The sequence below is a fragment of the Novosphingobium sp. HR1a genome, from assembly GCF_015594425.1.
Lineage (GTDB): Bacteria > Pseudomonadota > Alphaproteobacteria > Sphingomonadales > Sphingomonadaceae > Novosphingobium > Novosphingobium resinovorum_A.
Map to the genome: position 1 here is coordinate 1 of NZ_JABXWS010000018.1, position 16,918 is coordinate 16,918.

Annotated in this window: 15 protein-coding genes and 1 pseudogene; 12 read left to right on the forward strand and 4 right to left on the reverse strand. The window is 66.4% G+C overall.

The genetic code is table 11. The annotated features are described in order from the left end of the window. Positions 1 to 167 precede the first annotated feature (167 nt). From rimP to HWN72_RS03140, 5 genes and pseudogenes are all read left to right on the forward strand, one after another. Positions 168 to 740, forward strand: coding sequence for a ribosome maturation protein RimP (gene rimP, locus HWN72_RS03120; protein ID WP_008830680.1), 573 nt, complete (start codon positions 168 to 170; stop codon positions 738 to 740). Between the two features lie 3 nt (positions 741 to 743). Next, positions 744 to 2,366 (forward strand): transcription termination factor NusA, encoded by a 1,623-nt coding sequence (nusA, locus tag HWN72_RS03125; protein WP_036530226.1) that lies wholly within the window; start codon positions 744 to 746, stop codon positions 2,364 to 2,366. Next, complete coding sequence (locus HWN72_RS03130) at positions 2,347 to 3,105, forward strand: DUF448 domain-containing protein (RefSeq protein ID WP_211149793.1); 759 nt, start codon at positions 2,347 to 2,349, stop codon at positions 3,103 to 3,105. Before nusA ends, HWN72_RS03130 begins: the two co-directional genes overlap by 20 nt. 22 nt (positions 3,106 to 3,127) lie before the next feature. Continuing rightward, positions 3,128 to 5,889 (forward strand): annotated as a pseudogene (infB, locus tag HWN72_RS03135) (translation initiation factor IF-2). Positions 5,890 to 6,348: 459 nt separating this feature from the next. After that, positions 6,349 to 6,930: a DUF1697 domain-containing protein gene (locus HWN72_RS03140; RefSeq protein WP_309141547.1), complete on the forward strand. Its 582-nt coding sequence runs from the start codon at positions 6,349 to 6,351 to the stop codon at positions 6,928 to 6,930. A 50-nt stretch (positions 6,931 to 6,980) separates the two neighbouring features. Here HWN72_RS03140 and HWN72_RS03145 read toward each other — a convergent pair whose 3' ends face one another. Then, the gene (locus HWN72_RS03145) at positions 6,981 to 7,328 is read right to left on the reverse strand and encodes an RcnB family protein (protein WP_008830675.1); all 348 of its coding nucleotides are present in this window, start codon (positions 7,326 to 7,328) and stop codon (positions 6,981 to 6,983) included. A gap of 110 nt (positions 7,329 to 7,438) precedes the next feature. Here HWN72_RS03145 and rbfA point away from each other — a divergent pair, with 110 nt between their 5' ends. Together rbfA and HWN72_RS03155 are read left to right on the forward strand one after the other, a co-directional pair. Further along, entirely contained in the window at positions 7,439 to 7,831 is a 393-nt protein-coding gene (gene rbfA / locus HWN72_RS03150) for a 30S ribosome-binding factor RbfA (RefSeq protein WP_008830674.1), read from the forward strand. 96 nt (positions 7,832 to 7,927) lie between these two features. Further along, the gene (locus tag HWN72_RS03155; protein ID WP_211149794.1) at positions 7,928 to 8,656 is read left to right on the forward strand and encodes an alpha/beta fold hydrolase; all 729 of its coding nucleotides are present in this window, start codon (positions 7,928 to 7,930) and stop codon (positions 8,654 to 8,656) included. A gap of 12 nt (positions 8,657 to 8,668) precedes the next feature. Here HWN72_RS03155 and HWN72_RS03160 read toward each other — a convergent pair whose 3' ends face one another. Continuing rightward, complete coding sequence (locus tag HWN72_RS03160) at positions 8,669 to 10,252, reverse strand: DUF1963 domain-containing protein (protein WP_211149795.1); 1,584 nt, start codon at positions 10,250 to 10,252, stop codon at positions 8,669 to 8,671. Between the two features lie 139 nt (positions 10,253 to 10,391). On the opposite strand from HWN72_RS03160, the gene HWN72_RS03165 reads away from it, so the two are divergent. The 5 genes from HWN72_RS03165 to pnp all read left to right on the forward strand — a co-directional run bounded on the left by HWN72_RS03165 (position 10,392) and on the right by pnp (position 15,575). Continuing rightward, the gene (locus HWN72_RS03165) at positions 10,392 to 10,982 is read left to right on the forward strand and encodes a thymidine kinase (RefSeq protein WP_008830671.1); all 591 of its coding nucleotides are present in this window, start codon (positions 10,392 to 10,394) and stop codon (positions 10,980 to 10,982) included. Between the two features lie 261 nt (positions 10,983 to 11,243). Next, the gene (locus tag HWN72_RS03170) at positions 11,244 to 11,759 is read left to right on the forward strand and encodes a DUF2239 family protein (RefSeq protein ID WP_211149796.1); all 516 of its coding nucleotides are present in this window, start codon (positions 11,244 to 11,246) and stop codon (positions 11,757 to 11,759) included. Then, on the forward strand, positions 11,759 to 12,664 hold the full coding sequence (gene truB / locus HWN72_RS03175) for a tRNA pseudouridine(55) synthase TruB (RefSeq protein WP_036530252.1): 906 nt from the start codon (positions 11,759 to 11,761) through the stop codon (positions 12,662 to 12,664). Before HWN72_RS03170 ends, truB begins: the two co-directional genes overlap by 1 nt. Positions 12,665 to 12,669: 5 nt before the next feature. After that, on the forward strand, positions 12,670 to 12,939 hold the full coding sequence (gene rpsO / locus HWN72_RS03180) for a 30S ribosomal protein S15 (protein ID WP_008993704.1): 270 nt from the start codon (positions 12,670 to 12,672) through the stop codon (positions 12,937 to 12,939). A gap of 332 nt (positions 12,940 to 13,271) precedes the next feature. Then, positions 13,272 to 15,575, forward strand: a complete 2,304-nt coding sequence (pnp, locus tag HWN72_RS03185) for a polyribonucleotide nucleotidyltransferase (protein WP_008832687.1) — start codon at positions 13,272 to 13,274, stop codon at positions 15,573 to 15,575. Between the two features lie 266 nt (positions 15,576 to 15,841). Here pnp and HWN72_RS03190 read toward each other — a convergent pair whose 3' ends face one another. Beyond that, the gene (locus tag HWN72_RS03190; protein WP_211149797.1) at positions 15,842 to 16,519 is read right to left on the reverse strand and encodes a peptidylprolyl isomerase; all 678 of its coding nucleotides are present in this window, start codon (positions 16,517 to 16,519) and stop codon (positions 15,842 to 15,844) included. Between the two features lie 16 nt (positions 16,520 to 16,535). Beyond that, positions 16,536 to 16,918: GcrA family cell cycle regulator (locus HWN72_RS03195; protein ID WP_248005777.1), on the reverse strand; the 383-nt coding region annotated here is incomplete at its 5' end.

Below are 16,918 nucleotides of genomic sequence, written 5' to 3' on the forward strand. Positions count from 1 at the left end.
GCTCATCTCCGGGTACTGACCCTTCTCCCCTTGCATTTTTCCAGAATCGCGACTATCTGGCCGTCATCCCGTAATTGGTGAAACAACGAACGGGCTGGCGCCGGTAGGGGCCGGCGCGAAACCGCGTTGCTCATCACACGGCAAGCACAAACGAAACGGAAGCCAGATTGGTCGATATCGCACGCCTTACCGAAGTCATCGAGCCGGAGGTCGCCGCCCTGGGCTTCGATCTCGTGCGCGTGCGCATTTTCGGCAAGAGCGAAGTCGGTGACGACGAGATTGCGCTCCAGATCATGGCTGAGGACCCGAAGACCGGACAGCTCGTGCTCGACGACTGCGCGGCGCTGTCGCACCGCATCTCCGACCGCATGGATGCGCTGGAGGAAGCGGGCGAGACGCTGATCGAGGAGGCCTATCGCCTCGAAGTCAGCTCGCCGGGCATCGACCGTCCGCTCACCCGCATCAAGGACTACGCCAACTGGGCGGGCCATGAGGCGAAGATCAACCTGATCAATCCCGTCGAAGGCAACCGCAAGGGCCTGCACGGCGACCTCGTCGGCATCGAGGGTGAGGCAGGAAGCGAAGTGGTCACGCTGGAGGACAAGAAGTCCGGCCGCGTGTCCTTCCCGCTCGCAGACGTTCAGTCGGCAAGGCTGATCCTTACCGACAGGCTCATCGCAGCAAGCCGCCCGCAGGACACCAGCGGCGCGGACGACATTCTTGAGGAACAGGAAGACTAAGCCATGGCCAGTGCGATTTCCGCCAACCGCGCCGAGCTGATCGCGATTGCGAACTCCGTTGCTTCGGAAAAGATGATCGACAAGTCGATCGTCATCGAGGCGATGGAAGAAGCCATCCAGAAGTCGGCCCGCAACCGCTACGGTGCCGAGAACGACATCCGCGCGAAGCTCGATCCGCGTACCGGCGACTTGCGCCTGTGGCGCGTCGTCGAAGTCGTGGAAGAGGTCGAGGACTACTTCAAGCAGGTCGACCTCAAGCAGGCCGAGAAGCTCCAGAAGGGCGCTGCGCTGGGCGACTTCATCGTCGATCCGCTGCCTCCGGTGGACCTCGGCCGCATCGACGCGCAGTCGGCCAAGCAGGTGATCTTCCAGAAGGTCCGCGACGCCGAGCGTGACCGTCAGTACGAAGAGTTCAAGGACCGCGCGGGCGAAGTCATCACCGGCGTCATCAAGTCGGTCGAGTTCGGCCACGTGATCGTCAACCTCGGCCGCGCCGAGGGCGTGATCCGCCGCGACCAGCAGATCCCCCGCGAAGCCGCCCGCGTCGGCGAGCGCGTGCGGGCGCTGGTCCTGCGCGTCGAGCGCCAGAACCGCGGCCCGCAGATCTTCCTCAGCCGCGCGCACCCGGACTTCATGAAGCGCCTGTTCGCGCAGGAAGTCCCGGAAATTTACGACGGCGTGATCGAGATCAAGGCCGCTGCCCGCGATCCGGGCTCGCGCGCCAAGATCGGCGTGATCAGCAACGACAGCTCGATCGATCCGGTCGGCGCCTGCGTCGGCATGAAGGGCAGCCGCGTGCAGGCGGTCGTGCAGGAAATGCAGGGCGAGAAGATCGACATCATCCCCTGGAGCGAGGACACCGCGACGTTCGTGGTCAACGCGCTGCAGCCCGCGACCGTCAGCCGCGTCGTCATCGACGAGGAAGAAAGCCGCATCGAAGTCGTGGTGCCTGACGATCAGCTCAGCCTCGCGATCGGCCGTCGCGGCCAGAACGTGCGTCTGGCCTCGCAGCTGACCGGTTCGCAGATCGACATCATGACCGAGGCGGAATCTTCGGAGAAGCGCCAGAAGGAATTCGTCGAGCGCTCGAAGATGTTCGAGGAAGAGCTGGACGTCGACGAGACGCTCTCGCAGCTGCTGGTCGCCGAAGGCTTCAGCGAGCTGGAAGAAGTCGCCTATATCGATGCCGCCGAACTGGCGAACATCGAAGGCTTCGACGAAGAGCTGGCCGAAGAACTGCAGAACCGTGCGCAGGAAGCGCTCGATCGCCGCGAGGAAGCCAACCGCGAAGCCCGCCGTGCGCTGGGCGTCGAGGATGCGCTGGCAGAACTGCCGCACCTCACCGAAGCGATGCTGGTCGTGCTCGGCAAGGGCGGCATCAAGACGCTCGACGACCTCGCCGACCTCGCGACCGACGAACTCATCGCCAAGAAGCGTACCGAACAGCGTCGCCGCGACGGTTCGGTGAACAAGCGCTCGGGCCGCGACGAGGACAAGGGCGGCGTGCTCGGTGAGTACGGCCTGACCGAAGAGCAGGGCAACGAAATCATCATGGCCGCGCGCGCCCACTGGTTCGAAGACGAACCGCAAGCTGAGGAGGCCGCCGATGCGGAATCCTCGCAATGAGCGCGTAAGCTCCGACATTGACGGCAATTCGGCGGAGAGGACCTGCATCCTCTCCGGCGAGAAGGCTGTGCGCGGGGAGTTCATCCGTCTGGCGATCTCGCCGGACGGTCTGGTGCTCCCCGACGTCCACGCGCGCGCTCCCGGGCGCGGCGCGTGGATCGGCGTTTCTCGCGCAGACCTTGAAATTGCGGTGTCGAAGAACAAACTTAAGGGAGCACTGGCACGGGCCTACAAGGGCGCGGCCATTACCATCCCCGACGACCTAGCGGATCGGATCGAGGCTGCGCTGTGCCGCGCGCTGACCGACCGGCTGGGCCTTGAACTGAAATCGGGCAGGCTGCTCATGGGCTCGGACCGCATCGCGCAGAACGCGCGTGAGGGGCGGGTCGAATGGCTTGCCCATGCCGCCGATGCGCGTGAAGACGGATCGCGCAAGCTGGACCAGGCCTGGCGGGTCGGGTCCGAGGCGGAAGGAACTAGTCTGCGAGGCGTCACCTTGCCTCTGGACCGGGACACGTTGTCTGTGGCATTGGGCCGCGACAACGTCGTTCACCTGGCGCTGAACGATCGCGGAGCGGCTGACCGAGTCGAAACGCTGCTAAAGCGCCTCCTGCATTTCCAAGGGCAGGTCATCAGCCGGGAGGCCTCGAACGGGGACGACGGCCAAAGTGACTTACACAGGCCCGGCATGGATGACACTGACGGAGCGGCCCAGGCCGACTCCGTGACGACGAATTGAGCGAAGGGCGAAGACGAGAAATATGAGCGAGACCGACAACAAACCGACCCTGGGCCGCAAGCCGCTTGGGCTTAAGCGCTCAGTGGAAGCGGGTGAGGTCAAGCAGACCTTCAGCCACGGCCGCACCAACAAGGTGGTGGTCGAGGTGAAGCGCCGCAAGCTGATGCCGGGCGGCAAGCCCGAAGGCGAAGCGACTCCGGCGCCCGCCGCTGCTCCGGCACCTGCCCCGCAGGCTGCAGCACCGCGTCCTGCGGCTCCGCCCCCGCCGCCCGTGCGTCGCCCAGCGCCCTCGAACGAAACGCCGCAGGAGCGCGTCGCCCGCATGCAGCGCGAGGCTGAGGAAGCTCGCATGCAGATGCTCGAGGAGGCGACCCGCCGCGAGCAGGAACAGCGCCAGCGCGCCATCGACGAAGAGAAGCAGCGCGTCGAAGCCAATCGCCGCGCCGAAGAGGAAGCGGCTGCCGCAGCCGCCGCAACGGCCGAGCCCGTCAAGGCGCCCGAGCCTGTCGCTGCGCCCGAACCCGCACCAGCGCCCATCGCAGCCGAGACCCCGGCCGTCGTCGAAGCTCCGGCTGCTGCCGAGGCTCCCGCACCGGTGGCGCAAGCGCCTGCGCAGGCTCCTGTCGCCAAGGCCGCTGCACCTGCCCCGGCTCCCGCGCCGGTCGCAACTCCGGCTCCGGCCGCGCGTCGCTTCACCCGGTGCAGCGCCCCGAGCCGCGCCGTGCCGAACCGACCGCGCCTGCGGCCTCGACCTCGGGCGGTGGCAATACCGCTGGTGGCACTGCCGCGCGCGCGCCGCTCGGCGCCAAGAAGGGCCCGGCAACCCCGGCCCGCCCGGCGGCAAGCTCGCAGAACGACCGCAATGCCAAGGGCGGCGATCGTCGCCAGGCCGGCAAGCTGACCGTCAACCGTGCGCTCAACGACGACGAGGGCGCACGCGCCCGTTCGCTCGCCGCGCTCAAGCGCGCGCGCGAGAAGGAGCGTCGTTCCAGCTACAGCGGCCGTTCGCAGCCGCGCGAGAAGCAGGTTCGCGACGTCATCGTGCCTGAGGCGATCACCGTCGCCGAACTGGCGAACCGCATGGCCGAAAAGGCGGCGGACCTCGTCAAGTCGATGTTCAAGATGGGCATGATGGTCACCGTCAACCAGACGATCGACCAGGATACGGCGGAGCTGCTGGTCGAGGAATTCGGCCACAACGTCCAGCGCGTGTCGGAAAGCGACATCGACATCGACCACACCGTCGACGTCGATCCCGAGGACACGCTGAAGGCGCGTCCACCGGTCGTCACGATCATGGGCCACGTCGACCACGGCAAGACCTCGCTGCTCGACGCGCTGCGCGGCACCGACGTCGTGCGCGGCGAGGCGGGCGGCATCACCCAGCACATGGGCGCCTACCAGATCAAGACCAAGGGCGGCGACTTCGTCACCTTCCTCGACACCCCGGGCCACGCCGCCTTCACGCAGATGCGCATGCGCGGTGCCAACGTCACGGACATCGTGGTGCTGGTGGTCGCGGCCGACGACGGCATCATGCCGCAGACGGTCGAAGCCATCAATCACACCAAGGCCGCCGGCGTGCCGATGATCGTCGCGATCAACAAGTGCGACAAACCCGAAGCCAACCCGCAGAAGGTGCGTGAGCGTCTGCTCGAACACTCGATCGTGGTCGAGGAAATGTCGGGTGACGTGCAGGACGTCGAAGTCTCGGCCAAGACCGGCAAGGGTCTGGACGAGCTGATCGAGAAGATCCTGCTCCAGGCCGAACTGATGGAACTGAAGGCCAACCCGGACCGCATGGCCGAAGCCACCGTGATCGAAGCCAAGCTCGACAAGGGCAAGGGTCCGCTCGCGACGGTGCTGGTCAACCGTGGTACGCTCAAGGTCGGCGACATCCTCGTCGTCGGCACCGAGAGCGGCCGCGTGCGCGCCATGCTCGACGACAAGGGGCGCCAGCTCAAGGTAGCTCCGCCCGCGATGCCGGTGGAAGTGCTGGGTATCGGCGGCGTGCCGATGGCCGGTGACATGCTCACCGTGGTCGAGAGCGAAAGCCGCGCGCGCGAGGTTTCGGCCTGGCGTCAGGAGCAGGCGACCGCCAAGCGCACCGCGATGGCGCCCGCCAGCCTCGACACGATGTTCTCGGCTCTGGCCGACAAGCAAAAGGTCATCGAGTACCCGGTGGTCATCAAGGCGGACGTGCAGGGTTCGGTCGAGGCGATCAACGCCGCTCTCCACGCCCTCTCGAATGACGAGATCAAGGTTCGCATCCTGAACTCGGGCGTCGGCGCGATCACCGAGACCGACGTGTCGCTGGCGGCTGCCAGCGGTGCGCCGATCGTCGGCTTCAACGTCCGTCCGAACGCCAAGGCGCGCGAACTGGTCGAGCGTACCAAGACGCCGATGATGTACTACGACGTCATCTACGAGTTGACCGCAGAGGTCGCGAAGCAGATGGCGGGCATCTGGGGTCCGGAGCGCATCGAAACCGTCGTCGGCCGCGCCGAAGTCAAGCAGGTCTTCCCGGCCGGCAAGCGCGACAAGGCAGCGGGTCTGCTGGTGGTCGAGGGCTACATCCGCAAGGGTCTCAGCGCGCGTCTCACCCGCAACGACGTCATCGTTTCGGCGACGACGATCTCCTCGCTGCGCCGCTTCAAGGACGACGTCGACGAAGTGCGCGCCGGTCTGGAATGCGGCGTTGTGCTGGCCGATACGAACGACATCAAGGCGGGCGACCACCTCGAAGTCTTCGAAGTCAGCCACCGCGAGCGTACCGTCGGCTAAGGCTCGATCTTACATCAACGCTGATCGATGCGGCCATCGTCGGGGAGACCCGGCGGTGGCCGCTTTCGTTTGCCGGGATTTAATCGGGAGCGGATGCGCATCGCGCCTATACCACGTCGGTCGCAACTGGCGGCGGAAAGGCAGGTGATGTGGATGGACACACAAGTCGTGGTGATGCTGGTGCTTGGCGTGGCGAGTTTGATCGTCGCGCTGGTAACCCTGACGATCAAGCTGATCGAACTGGGCCGCAAGTAGCCGGTAGAGGAGGTCGGCGCTGGAACGCCGACCTCCGATATGGTCGAGCGTTCTTATGGAAAGAGCCCGGATGCTGGAACATCCGGGCTCGGCAGGTTGAATGAACATTCAAACCGTGGTGATGGGCACAAATTACATCGCTCCAGGCCCCCTTGCAAGGGCGCGCCTTCCGGCCTTGCGGAACTTTAACCGGGCGCATCAATCGTGGTAGGCGAGGTCGGCCTTCATCAATCTTCGGAAACATTCAAGATGACCCGCTACTGCGCCTTCTTCGCCTCGATCAACGTGGGCGGTAACCGCCTGACCATGGCGGACTTGCGCTATGCCTTCGAGCGCGAGGAGTTCGAGAACGTCGAAACCGTCGTCGCCAGCGGCAACGTCCTGTTCGATTTCGACGAGCGGCCTACCGACGGGCTGGAAGACCTGTTCGCGCACATGATGCTCGACCGCTTCGACATGAACACCTTTGCCGCCGTGCGCAACGCCGGGGAAGTACGCTCGGCGGTGGAGGACAATCCGTTCACCGGAATCGGACAGGACCATTACGTCCACACGCTGTTCCTGGAACGCGATGCCGATCAGTCGGCATTCGACAAGCTGGTGGCCGACCATGCCGGGCGCGGGCCGGAGAAGATCGCGATGGGGCCGCGCTGCCTCTACATCGATTGCGTGGACGGCGCGGGCCATTCCAAGCTCACCAATGCCTTCATTGAGCGGCGTCTCGGCTGCCGGGGCACCGCGCGCAACGTGCGCTCGCTCGCGCGGATCGCCGCGAAGATGGCATGAAAAAGGGCGGGCCGCGCGAGCGGCCCGCCCTCTGATCCCGCCAGTCGGCCTTAGCGGAACTGGCCCGCCAGCACCGAGGCGACGATACCGCTGGTGATGCCCACGAGCAGCATGTCGTTGCCCGAGCGCACGTAGTGGTAGCCGCGCGGCGGCGCCTTGACGTTGCGGTACTTGCGATAGTCGACGACCTGATAGTTGCGCGCATAGCGGCGATCGAACTTCTGGCCCTTGCGGAAGGACTTGTAGGTCGTCTTCTGCGTCACGACGGTCTTGTGCGGGCCGCGATCGTCGCGATTTCCACGATCGTCGTGGTGGGCGGGCTGCGCCATGGCAGGCGCTGCCGCGATGCCGGGGACCAGCAGCGCGGCGCTGAGCAGGGCGGCGGTGAACTTTTTCATGGTGCGACTCCTTTGACGGCACGTTTCATCCGGGATAACGCCAAGAGCCGGGTAAGGAGGCGTAACAGTTTGTTGCAAATTGTCGCGCCCGGCCCACATGGACGCATCAAATGGCAAAAAACCAGACAACTCCCGAACAGCACTCCGTCCGCCTCCTCAAGGTGGGTGAGCAGGTGCGCCACGTCATTTCCGAGATTCTCGCCCGCCAGCAGGTCCACGACGACACGCTGAGCGCGCATACGGTCTCCGTCACCGAAGTGCGCATGACACCCGATCTGCGGCAGGCCGCCGTCTTCGTGAAGCCCTTGCTGGGCGAGCACGAGGAGGAAGTGCTCAAGGCGCTGCGGACCAATACCGCCTATTTCCAGCGCGAGGTCGCCCAGCGGCTCAAGCTGAAGTTCGCGGCCAAGATCCAGTTCCGCTCCGACCAGACGTTCGACGAGGCGAGCCGCATCGACGCGTTGCTCAACGACCCGCGCGTGAAGCGCGACCTCGAGGGCTGACCGTCCGCACCGCCGGGACGATCACCCGGCGCTGCCTCTTCCTCCGCTCGCCCGGCCCGCTACCCTGATCGCAATTCGATGATCGGGAGAGCGGGTATGCGCGACATGGTGTTCCTCCATGGCGGCGGACAGGGCGGCTGGGTCTGGGAGGAGACGATCGCGGCGGTCGGGCGTCAGTCCGGCGGGGCAGTGCGCTGCCTTGCGCTGGATGCACCCGGTTGCGGCGCGAAGCGCGGCGTGGATACCGCCGCCTATGCCTTCGCCGACACGACGCGCGAACTGATCGGCGACATCCTCGCCTCCGGGCTGCGCGAGGTCATGCTGGTGGGCCATTCGCAGGCAGGCATGACGATCCCGCACATGGCTGAACTTGCGCCCGGCGGCCTCATCGGCAAGCTGGCCTACGTCACCTGTTCGGCGCCCCTGCCGGGCCTGACGACGCTCGATCAGATGGGGCGCGGGCCGCGCGGGTCGAGTGTCGAGGAAGTCGGCTATCCATTCGGGGCCGAAGCCGAGCGCTACGCAACCATGTTCTGCAACGACATGGAGGAGGGCGAGGCGGCAGCCTTCCTTGGAAAGCTCGGCCACGACGGATGGCCCGCGAGCGCCTATACCTACAGCGAATGGCGCTACGACCACTTGCGCGCGATCCCGGCCTGCTACGTCGTCGCCTTGCGCGACATGGCCTTGCCGGCTTCGTGGCAGGAGCGCTTCGCCGACCGGCTTCATGCGCGCCGACTGCACCGCATCGATGCCGGGCATCAGGTCATGAATACCCGTCCCGAAGCGCTCGCCGAAGTGCTGCTGGCCGAGGCGCGGTCCTGACCGGCCGGCCTGTCAGTCCGTCTCGAACGCCAGCGTCGCTGCCTGCCAGTCTCTGGTAAGCAGGGCCTGGGCGCCGATGCGGAAACGCCAGGCGCCGGTTTCCTCCCATGCCCACTCCATCAGGTCGTCGTAGCCGAGTTGCAGCAGCAGGACTTCGCTGCCGTCGGTTTCGGCGTCGAGCATCCGGTGGTGATGGACGGGCGGCATGCGGTATTCGCGGTTGATCCGTGAGAGCACGGCGTCCGGCACGGCGGCGAGGGTTTCGGGTGGGCCGGACACCATCGTGCGCAGCGAGATCGTCGCGAGGTCGGCAAGCGTGCCGGGCAGGTGCGCCTGCACCACTTCGCCGTACCTCTCGTGCAGCTCGGCGAGGATGTCGCCGACCACCGCAAGTTCCTCGGCCGTCAGGCGCTTCATCGGCTCGCGCCCGGCGATGAACTGGTCGAGCGCGGCGACCATAGCGGGCAGCGCGGCGCATTGGTCCTGAAGCAGCGCGTATTCGCCCTCGATCTGCTCGGCGATCTCCTGCGCATCTTCCAGTGCGTAGGGGATCGCGGCCGCATCGGTGCGCAGTCGGGCGATTTCCGCGTTCTGGCGCGCCATCTCGTCACGGCGGCGGGAAAGCAGGCGCGGCGCCTCGTCGAGCGCCTCGTGCAGGCGGTCGGACAAGTGGATCACCGCATGCCACCACAGGGCCTCGACCGGAGCGCCGACGCCCGCCGCGTAGAAGGTGTGATCACGCAAGGCCGCGCCGAGGCGGACGGCGAGCGCCGCGTCGCTCTGCGGGCCGGTCGGGTCGAGCGCCACCGGGCTCACCGGCCAGAACGGGAAGAACCAGCGGGTCAGGCGGGTGTGGCGGGTGGGGAAGGGCAGCCCTCCCTCGTCATAGGCGGGCGGCAGGTCGGTGGGCGGGTCTGTGAAGTCGTGGATGCCCTCCGGCACGGCGACGACTGCACCCGCGCCGAGGAAGAACGCCAGCGAGCCACTGCGCGGAAGCGGCATGTCGGGGCGGGCGGCGGCGAGTTCGGACAAGTCGATCTGCGCCGCGAAGGGCAGCGGCGTCCCCGCTTCGTCGCGCGGCCATTCGGCATTGCCGAGGCGCGGCAGGCCGCCGAGCCAACTGGCATCGCCGAACCAGTCGCGCCGCCGCTCGCGCTGCTTGCGCACGAGCACGACGGGGGCAGACGCCACCGTCGGCTGCGGGGGGAGGGCGGGGGCTTCCGGCTCGTCCGCGGGCTCTTCGGTGGCAGGCTCCTCGAACGGGAGGGCGTCCTCATCGAGGCTCTCTTCTTCAGCCGGGTCCGGCTCGGCGGTGAGCTTGCGGCGGCGGCGGCCGAATTGCTGCGGTGCGACTTGCGGTTGATACGTCAGTCGTTCCGCGGGTTTGCCGCGCACCGCGAGCGCGGCCAGCACGGCAAGGCCGATCCCGGCCATCAGCAGCGCGAAGACGGCCGCATTGCGCCCCTGCATGCCGATCACGCGCTCGGCGAGCGGATCGAGCGAGGCATACTGCCCGCCCAGCGGCGCGAGCGCCAGCCAGGCAGCAAGGAGCGCGGGCAGCGCAAAGGCCGCCAGCGCGGCGATCAGTTTCTTCATGCGCCCGGCTTCTTCATGACCACGGCCTCATCCGGCACTCCCTTGGACTTCGATCTTGATTGTTAAGGGCAATTGACCCGGGGAGAAGCCCGGGAAAGACCGTGCGCCGCATTCGGGGCGGTGTTATCCCCAGCAACCGATGGCCAAGCTCTATTTCTACTACGCCAGCATGAACGCGGGCAAATCGACGACGCTGCTGCAGGCAGCCTTCAACTACCGTGAGCGGGGTATGAAGACGATGCTGTGGACCGCCGCGATAGACGATCGCAGCGCCGGAATGGGCGCCGATCACGCGATCGAAAGCCGCATCGGCCTGCATGCCTCGGCGCACCGGTTCGGCCCGTTGACCGACTTGTGCGAACAAGTGCGCGCCGCCCACGCGGTGGAGCCGCTGTCCTGCGTGCTGGTGGACGAAGCGCAGTTCCTCACCGCCGCGCAGGCGTGGCAATGCGCGGACATCGCCGACAAGGTGGGCATTCCGGTCCTCTGCTACGGCCTGCGCACCGATTTTCGCGGCGATCTGTTCCCCGGAGCGGCGATCCTGCTGGGGATCGCGGACTCGCTCATCGAGCTCAAGGCGGTGTGCCACTGTGGGCGCAAGGCGTCGATGAACTTGCGCGTGGATGACGGCGGCCGGGCCGTCAGCGAAGGCGCGCAGACCGAGATCGGCGGCAACGACCGCTACGTGGCGCTGTGTCGCCGCCATTTCAGCGAGGCGCTGGGGCGGTAGGGCTATTCGGACTGCCCATTGCGGACATTGCCTGATCCTCCCTGTCGCGCAGCGATGGGGAGGGGGACCGCCGACGTAGTCGGTGGTGGAGGGGGCAAACCCCTCCGTCAGCCCTGCGGGCTGCCACCTCCCTATTCCTTCGGAACAGGGAGGATAAAACGGCCGCTTCCCGTCAAAAGCGTGCCTAAATCAATTTTAATCCGGGTATATTGACAATTTCATCCGGGTTAATGTAGCGGCGCTGTCCGAAAGGAAGTGCCCATGGCCGTCACCGTATTCTACAAGGACGACGTGATCGCGCGCGGACAGCCGGGGGATTTCACCCAGGCCCTGAGGGATTTTGCGCGCGATCTCGGTCCGCTCGCCCGCAGCAGCGATCTGCTCGCCTTCGACGACGATACCGGGAGGCAGGTCGATCTCGACCTGACCGAACCCGCCGCACCGCGTCCGCGCGGGCGGCCTTCGCTCGGCGTGGAGGCGCGCGAGGTCACGTTGCTGCCGCGCCATTGGGAATGGCTGGCCGGCCAGCCCGGCGGCGCCTCGGTCACCTTGCGCAAGCTGGTGGAGGCGGCGATGCGGGCCGGGCGCAGCGAGCGCGAGTGTCTCGATGCCGCCTGCCGCTTCCTCACCGTGATGGCGGGTGACCGTCCGGGCTACGAAGAGGCGATCCGCGCGCTCTATTCGGGGGATCGGGAGAATTTCGATGCCCTGTGCGTGCTGTGGCCGACCCCCATCGCGGATCACGCGCGGTTGCTCGCATGGCCGAAGGAAGCATGATGCCGCACGGATGGATCATTCTCGACAAGCCGCTGGGCCTCGGTTCGACGCAAGCCGTGGCGGCGGTGAAGCGCAATTTGCGCGAGGCCGGGTACGGCAAGAAGGTGAAGGTGGGCCACGGCGGCACGCTTGACCCGCTGGCGACGGGGATTCTCCCGGTGGCGCTGGGCGAGGCGACCAAGCTGGCGGGCCGGATGCTCGATGCCACCAAGGCTTATGAGTTCACCGTGAAGTTCGGCGAGGAAACCGACACGCTCGACCTCGAAGGCGCGGTGATCGCTACCAGCGACGTGCGCCCCTCGCGCGGGGATGTGGAGGCGGTGCTGCCGCGCTTCACCGGGCCGATCGAGCAGGTGCCGCCTGCCTACTCGGCGCTCAAGGTCGATGGCGAGCGGGCCTACGATCTGGCGCGCGCCGGGGTGGATGTGCAGCTCAAGACGCGCAGCGTGACCGTGTTCGACCTGCAACTGCTGAATTTCGATCCCGAAGCGGGCGCGACACTGCTGGCCACGGTTTCCAAGGGCACGTATATCCGCAGCCTCGCGCGGGACATTGCGCAGGCGCTCGGAAGCTGCGGCACCGTCACCATGCTGCGCCGGACCAAGGCGGGGCCGTTCGACCTTTCCCACGCGATTTCGCTGGACAAATTGAACGAATTCGGTAAGGGCGCGCCTCTTGAGCAGATACTCTTGCCGCTGGAGGCGGGGCTGGACGACATCCCGGCCCTGAACCTCGACCCGGAGCAGGCAAGGGCGGTCCGTCAGGGCCGCGTTCTCACCGGAATGCCCCATGAAGACGGGCTATACTGCGCGTACGAGGGCACCGTCCCCGTCGCTCTGGTACAGCTTACGGACCGCGAGGTCCGCGTCGTTCGGGGGTTCAATCTATCCGATGTCGCGGAGTAAATGAAATGTCGGTTACCGCTGAAAAGAAGCAGGACATCATCACGGACAACGCTCGCGTCGCTGGCGACACGGGCAGCCCGGAAGTCCAGGTTGCGATCCTCACCGAGCGCATCAAGAACCTGACCGAGCACTTCAAGGCTCACCACAAGGATAACCACTCGCGTCGCGGTCTGCTGGCCATGGTCAACAAGCGCCGCTCGCTGCTGGACTATCTGAAGAAGAAGGATGTAGCGCGCTACAACTCGCTCATCCAGAAGCTCGGTCTGCGTAAGTAAGAACCGAGACGACGGCCCGCCTCGGCGGGCCGTTTTGCATTTGTCATATACGATGTGGTATGTGCCAGCCGCCCGTCATCCCAGCGAAAGCTGGGACCGCTGGCCGGGCCGCACGAACTGTCGGCAGGGCGCTTCTACGAAAGGGCGCGTCTAAAGACAGCCACCGGTCCCAGCTTTCGCTGGGATGACGGGGGAACGAAATAACCGGGCATCCTCGCAATTCGGCGCAGGCAGCCCAGGGGCGACGAAAAAGCCCCGCACCGGACCGGGACGGTATCCCCGGCAGTAAGCCCCGCATGGCAATAGGGCCGCGCGGGTCAAGGAAATCGAAAATGTTCGACGTAAAGACCGTAAGCATGGAGTGGGGCGGCAAGACCCTCACCCTCGAAACCGGCCGCATCGCCCGTCAGGCCGACGGCGCCGTCCTCGCAACCTACGGCGAGACCGTGGTGCTCTGCGCGGTGACCGCCGCGAAGTCGGTGAAGGAAGGCCAGGACTTCTTCCCGCTGACCGTCCACTACCAGGAAAAGTATTCGGCCGCGGGCCGCATCCCCGGTGGCTTCTTCAAGCGTGAGCGCGGCGCGACCGAAAAGGAAACGCTGACCAGCCGCCTGATCGACCGTCCGGTCCGCCCGCTGTTCCCCGAGGGCTTCTATAACGAAATCAACGTCATCGCCCAGGTCCTGAGCTATGACGGCGAGACCGAGGCCGACATCGTCGCGATGATCGCCGCTTCGGCCGCGCTGACCATCTCGGGCGTGCCCTTCATGGGCCCGATCGGCGCCGCGCGCGTCGGCTTCGTCGATGGCGAATACACGCTGAACCCGAAGCAGACCGCTGCTCTCACCGACGGCCGCCTCGATCTCGTCGTCGCCGCCACCGGCGATGCCGTGATGATGGTGGAATCGGAAGCCAAGGAGCTGACCGAGGAAGAGATGCTGGGTGCCGTTGTGTTCGCGCATGACGAGATCAAGAAGGTCGTCAACCTCATCATCGACCTGGCGGAAAAGGCCGCCAAGGAGCCTTGGGACATCGACCTGTCGGACAACACCGCCGACATCAAGGCGAAGCTCAAGAAGGCCGTCGGCAAGGACGTCACCGCCGCCTACAAGCTGACCGACAAGTCGGCCCGCTCCAATGCCCTCAACGCCGCGCGCGCCAAGGCCAAGGAAGCGTTCTCGGGTGAAACCCCGCAGCTCCAGATGGTCGCCATCAAGACCATGAAGAAGCTGGAAGCGGACATCGTTCGCGGCGCCATCCTCAAGGACGGCAAGCGCATCGACGGTCGTACGCTGGAGCAGGTTCGTCCGATCGAGGCGATCGTCGGCTTCCTGCCGCGCACCCACGGTTCGGCGCTGTTCACCCGCGGTGAAACGCAGTCGATCTGCACCACCACGCTGGGCACCAAGGACGCCGAGCAGATGATCGACGGCCTCGAGGGCCTGTCGTACTCGTCGTTCATGCTGCACTACAACTTCCCGCCCTACTCGGTCGGTGAAGTGGGCCGCTTCGGCGCCCCGGGCCGCCGCGAAGTCGGTCACGGCAAGCTGGCATGGCGCGCGCTGCACCCGGTGCTGCCCGCCAAGGAAGACTTCCCCTACACGATCCGCGTTCTCTCGGACATCACCGAGTCGAACGGTTCGTCCTCGATGGCCACTGTCTGCGGCGGTTCGCTGTCGATGATGGACGCGGGCGTGCCGCTGGTTCGTCCGGTCTCGGGCATTGCCATGGGCCTGATCCTGGAAGGCAAGGACTTCGCCGTCCTGTCCGACATCCTGGGTGACGAAGATCACCTCGGCGACATGGACTTCAAGGTCGCGGGCACCGAAGTCGGCATCACCACGATGCAGATGGACATCAAGATCGCGGGCATCACGCGCGAGATCATGGCCAAGGCTCTGGAGCAGGCCAAGGCCGGCCGCGCCCACATCCTGGGCGAGATGACCAAGGCTCTCGGCTCGTCGCGCACCGAACTGTCGGCGCACGCACCGCGCATCGAGACGATCCAGATCGACAAGTCGAAGATCCGTGACGTCATCGGCACCGGCGGCAAGGTCATCCGCGAGATCGTCGCCGAGACTGGCGCCAAGGTCGACATCGACGACGAAGGCGTGATCAAGATCTCGTCCTCGGACATCGCGCAGATCGAGGCCGCCAAGAAGTGGATCCTCGGCATCGTCGAGGAAGCGGAAGTCGGCAAGGTCTACCAGGGCAAGGTCGTCAACATCGTCGACTTCGGCGCCTTCGTGAACTTCATGGGCGGCAAGGACGGTCTCGTCCACGTCTCCGAAATGAAGAACGAGCGCGTGGAAAAGCCCACCGACGTCGTCAAGGAAGGCCAGGAGGTCTACGTCAAGGTCCTCGAGATCGACCAGCGCGGCAAGGTCCGCCTGTCGATGCGCGTCGTCGATCAGGAAACCGGCGCCGAGCTGGAAGACACCCGTCCACCCCGCGAACCGCGTGAAGGCGGCGACCGTGGCCCGCGTGGTGGCGGCGATCGCGGCGGTGACCGTCGTGGCCCGCGCCGTGACGGCGGTGGTCGCGGTGGCGATCGCGGTCCCCGTGGTCCGCGCCGTGACGGTGGCGGCGAGGGTGGCAACCCGAACCACATGCCGGCCTTCCTCAAGGAAGACTGATCGGCAGGCCGATCCGCAAGGAAACAGAAAAGGGTCGCGCGAAAGCGCGGCCCTTTTTCTTGTGGCGCGGGATGGTTGTTGTGCTCTGACAGCATTCGTCGTCCCGGACTTGATCCGGGACCGCTGGGTACTCTTGAGGCGATAGCTTGCCGGCGGCCACTGCGGCATGGCGCTGTGGATCAAGATCGCGGAGCGTTGCCAGCGATCCCGGCTTTGGCCGGGAGGACGATCGGGGGGAAGTAAGGCGCAGTCCTGGAAAGGCGGCGTCAGCCGCCGGTTGCAGGAGCCTTGGTTCGGCGGGCGGTGATGATCTTCACGTCCTGCGCGAGGATCTGGCCCTTCATCACGCCTTCGCCCTTGGTGGGCGAGCGCGGCAGGTTCCAGAGCGCCTTCACCACGTCCATGCCCGCCGCGACATGGCCGAAGGCGGCGAAGCCCGCGCCGGGGTCCTTTCCGTCGTTACCGGGTTCGGCATCGAGCGAGGGCATGTCGGAGAGCAGGATCAGGAAGTCGGCCTGCGCCGAGCCGGGCGCGAAGCGGGCCATCGAGATGGTGCCGGTGACGTGCTTGATCCCGGTCTTGCTGTTGGGCTCGTGTGCGACCGGGGGCAGCAGGTTGGCGCCGTTGCGCACGCCGCCTTGCAGCAGGCCCTGTTCAGGGTCGTGATCGAGATGCATGGCGCGGTAGAACACGGCGCCGTCCATCTTCTTCGTATCGACGTACTTGAGGAAATTGGCGGTCGTCAGCGGTGCGTGGGTCTTGTCGAGCGCGAGGGTGATGACACCCTGCGGCACCGTCAGCGCGACATAGACGTACTCGGCCGGGACCGGAGCAGGAGCCGCTGCGGGTGCCGCAGCCGGTGTGACCGGCGCGGCATCCTGCGCACTGGCCGGGGATAGCGCCAGCGGCACCGCGATAAGAGCGAGCGCTGCCTGGAGCTTCATCCCCGATTTCATCGCCTTAGCGAACCCGTGGGCCGCCGAACGGCAGCGGCGGGGGCGCACGGCGCGCACCGCGCGGCAGCTGGGCCTGATAGGCGCGGCCGCAGTGCTCGACGCAGTAGGGGAATCCGGGGTTTACCTTGTCGCCGCAGAAGTGGAAGTCCGGCTCACCGGGGTGGCCCATCGGCCAGCGGCAGATACGGTCGCTGAGGTCGAGCAGGCTGGTCTTGCCGGCGATTTCCGGGCTCGGCTTCGCGGGCACGAGACGGCGCGGCGGCGCGGGCGGGATCGGCTGCTGCTGGTCTCCGGGGCCCTGGCGCAGGAAGCCGCCGGGACCGACCGAGACGATGCGCGGCTGCGGCGGCGCGGCCGGAGCATCGGCGGCGGGCACCGACGAGGGCT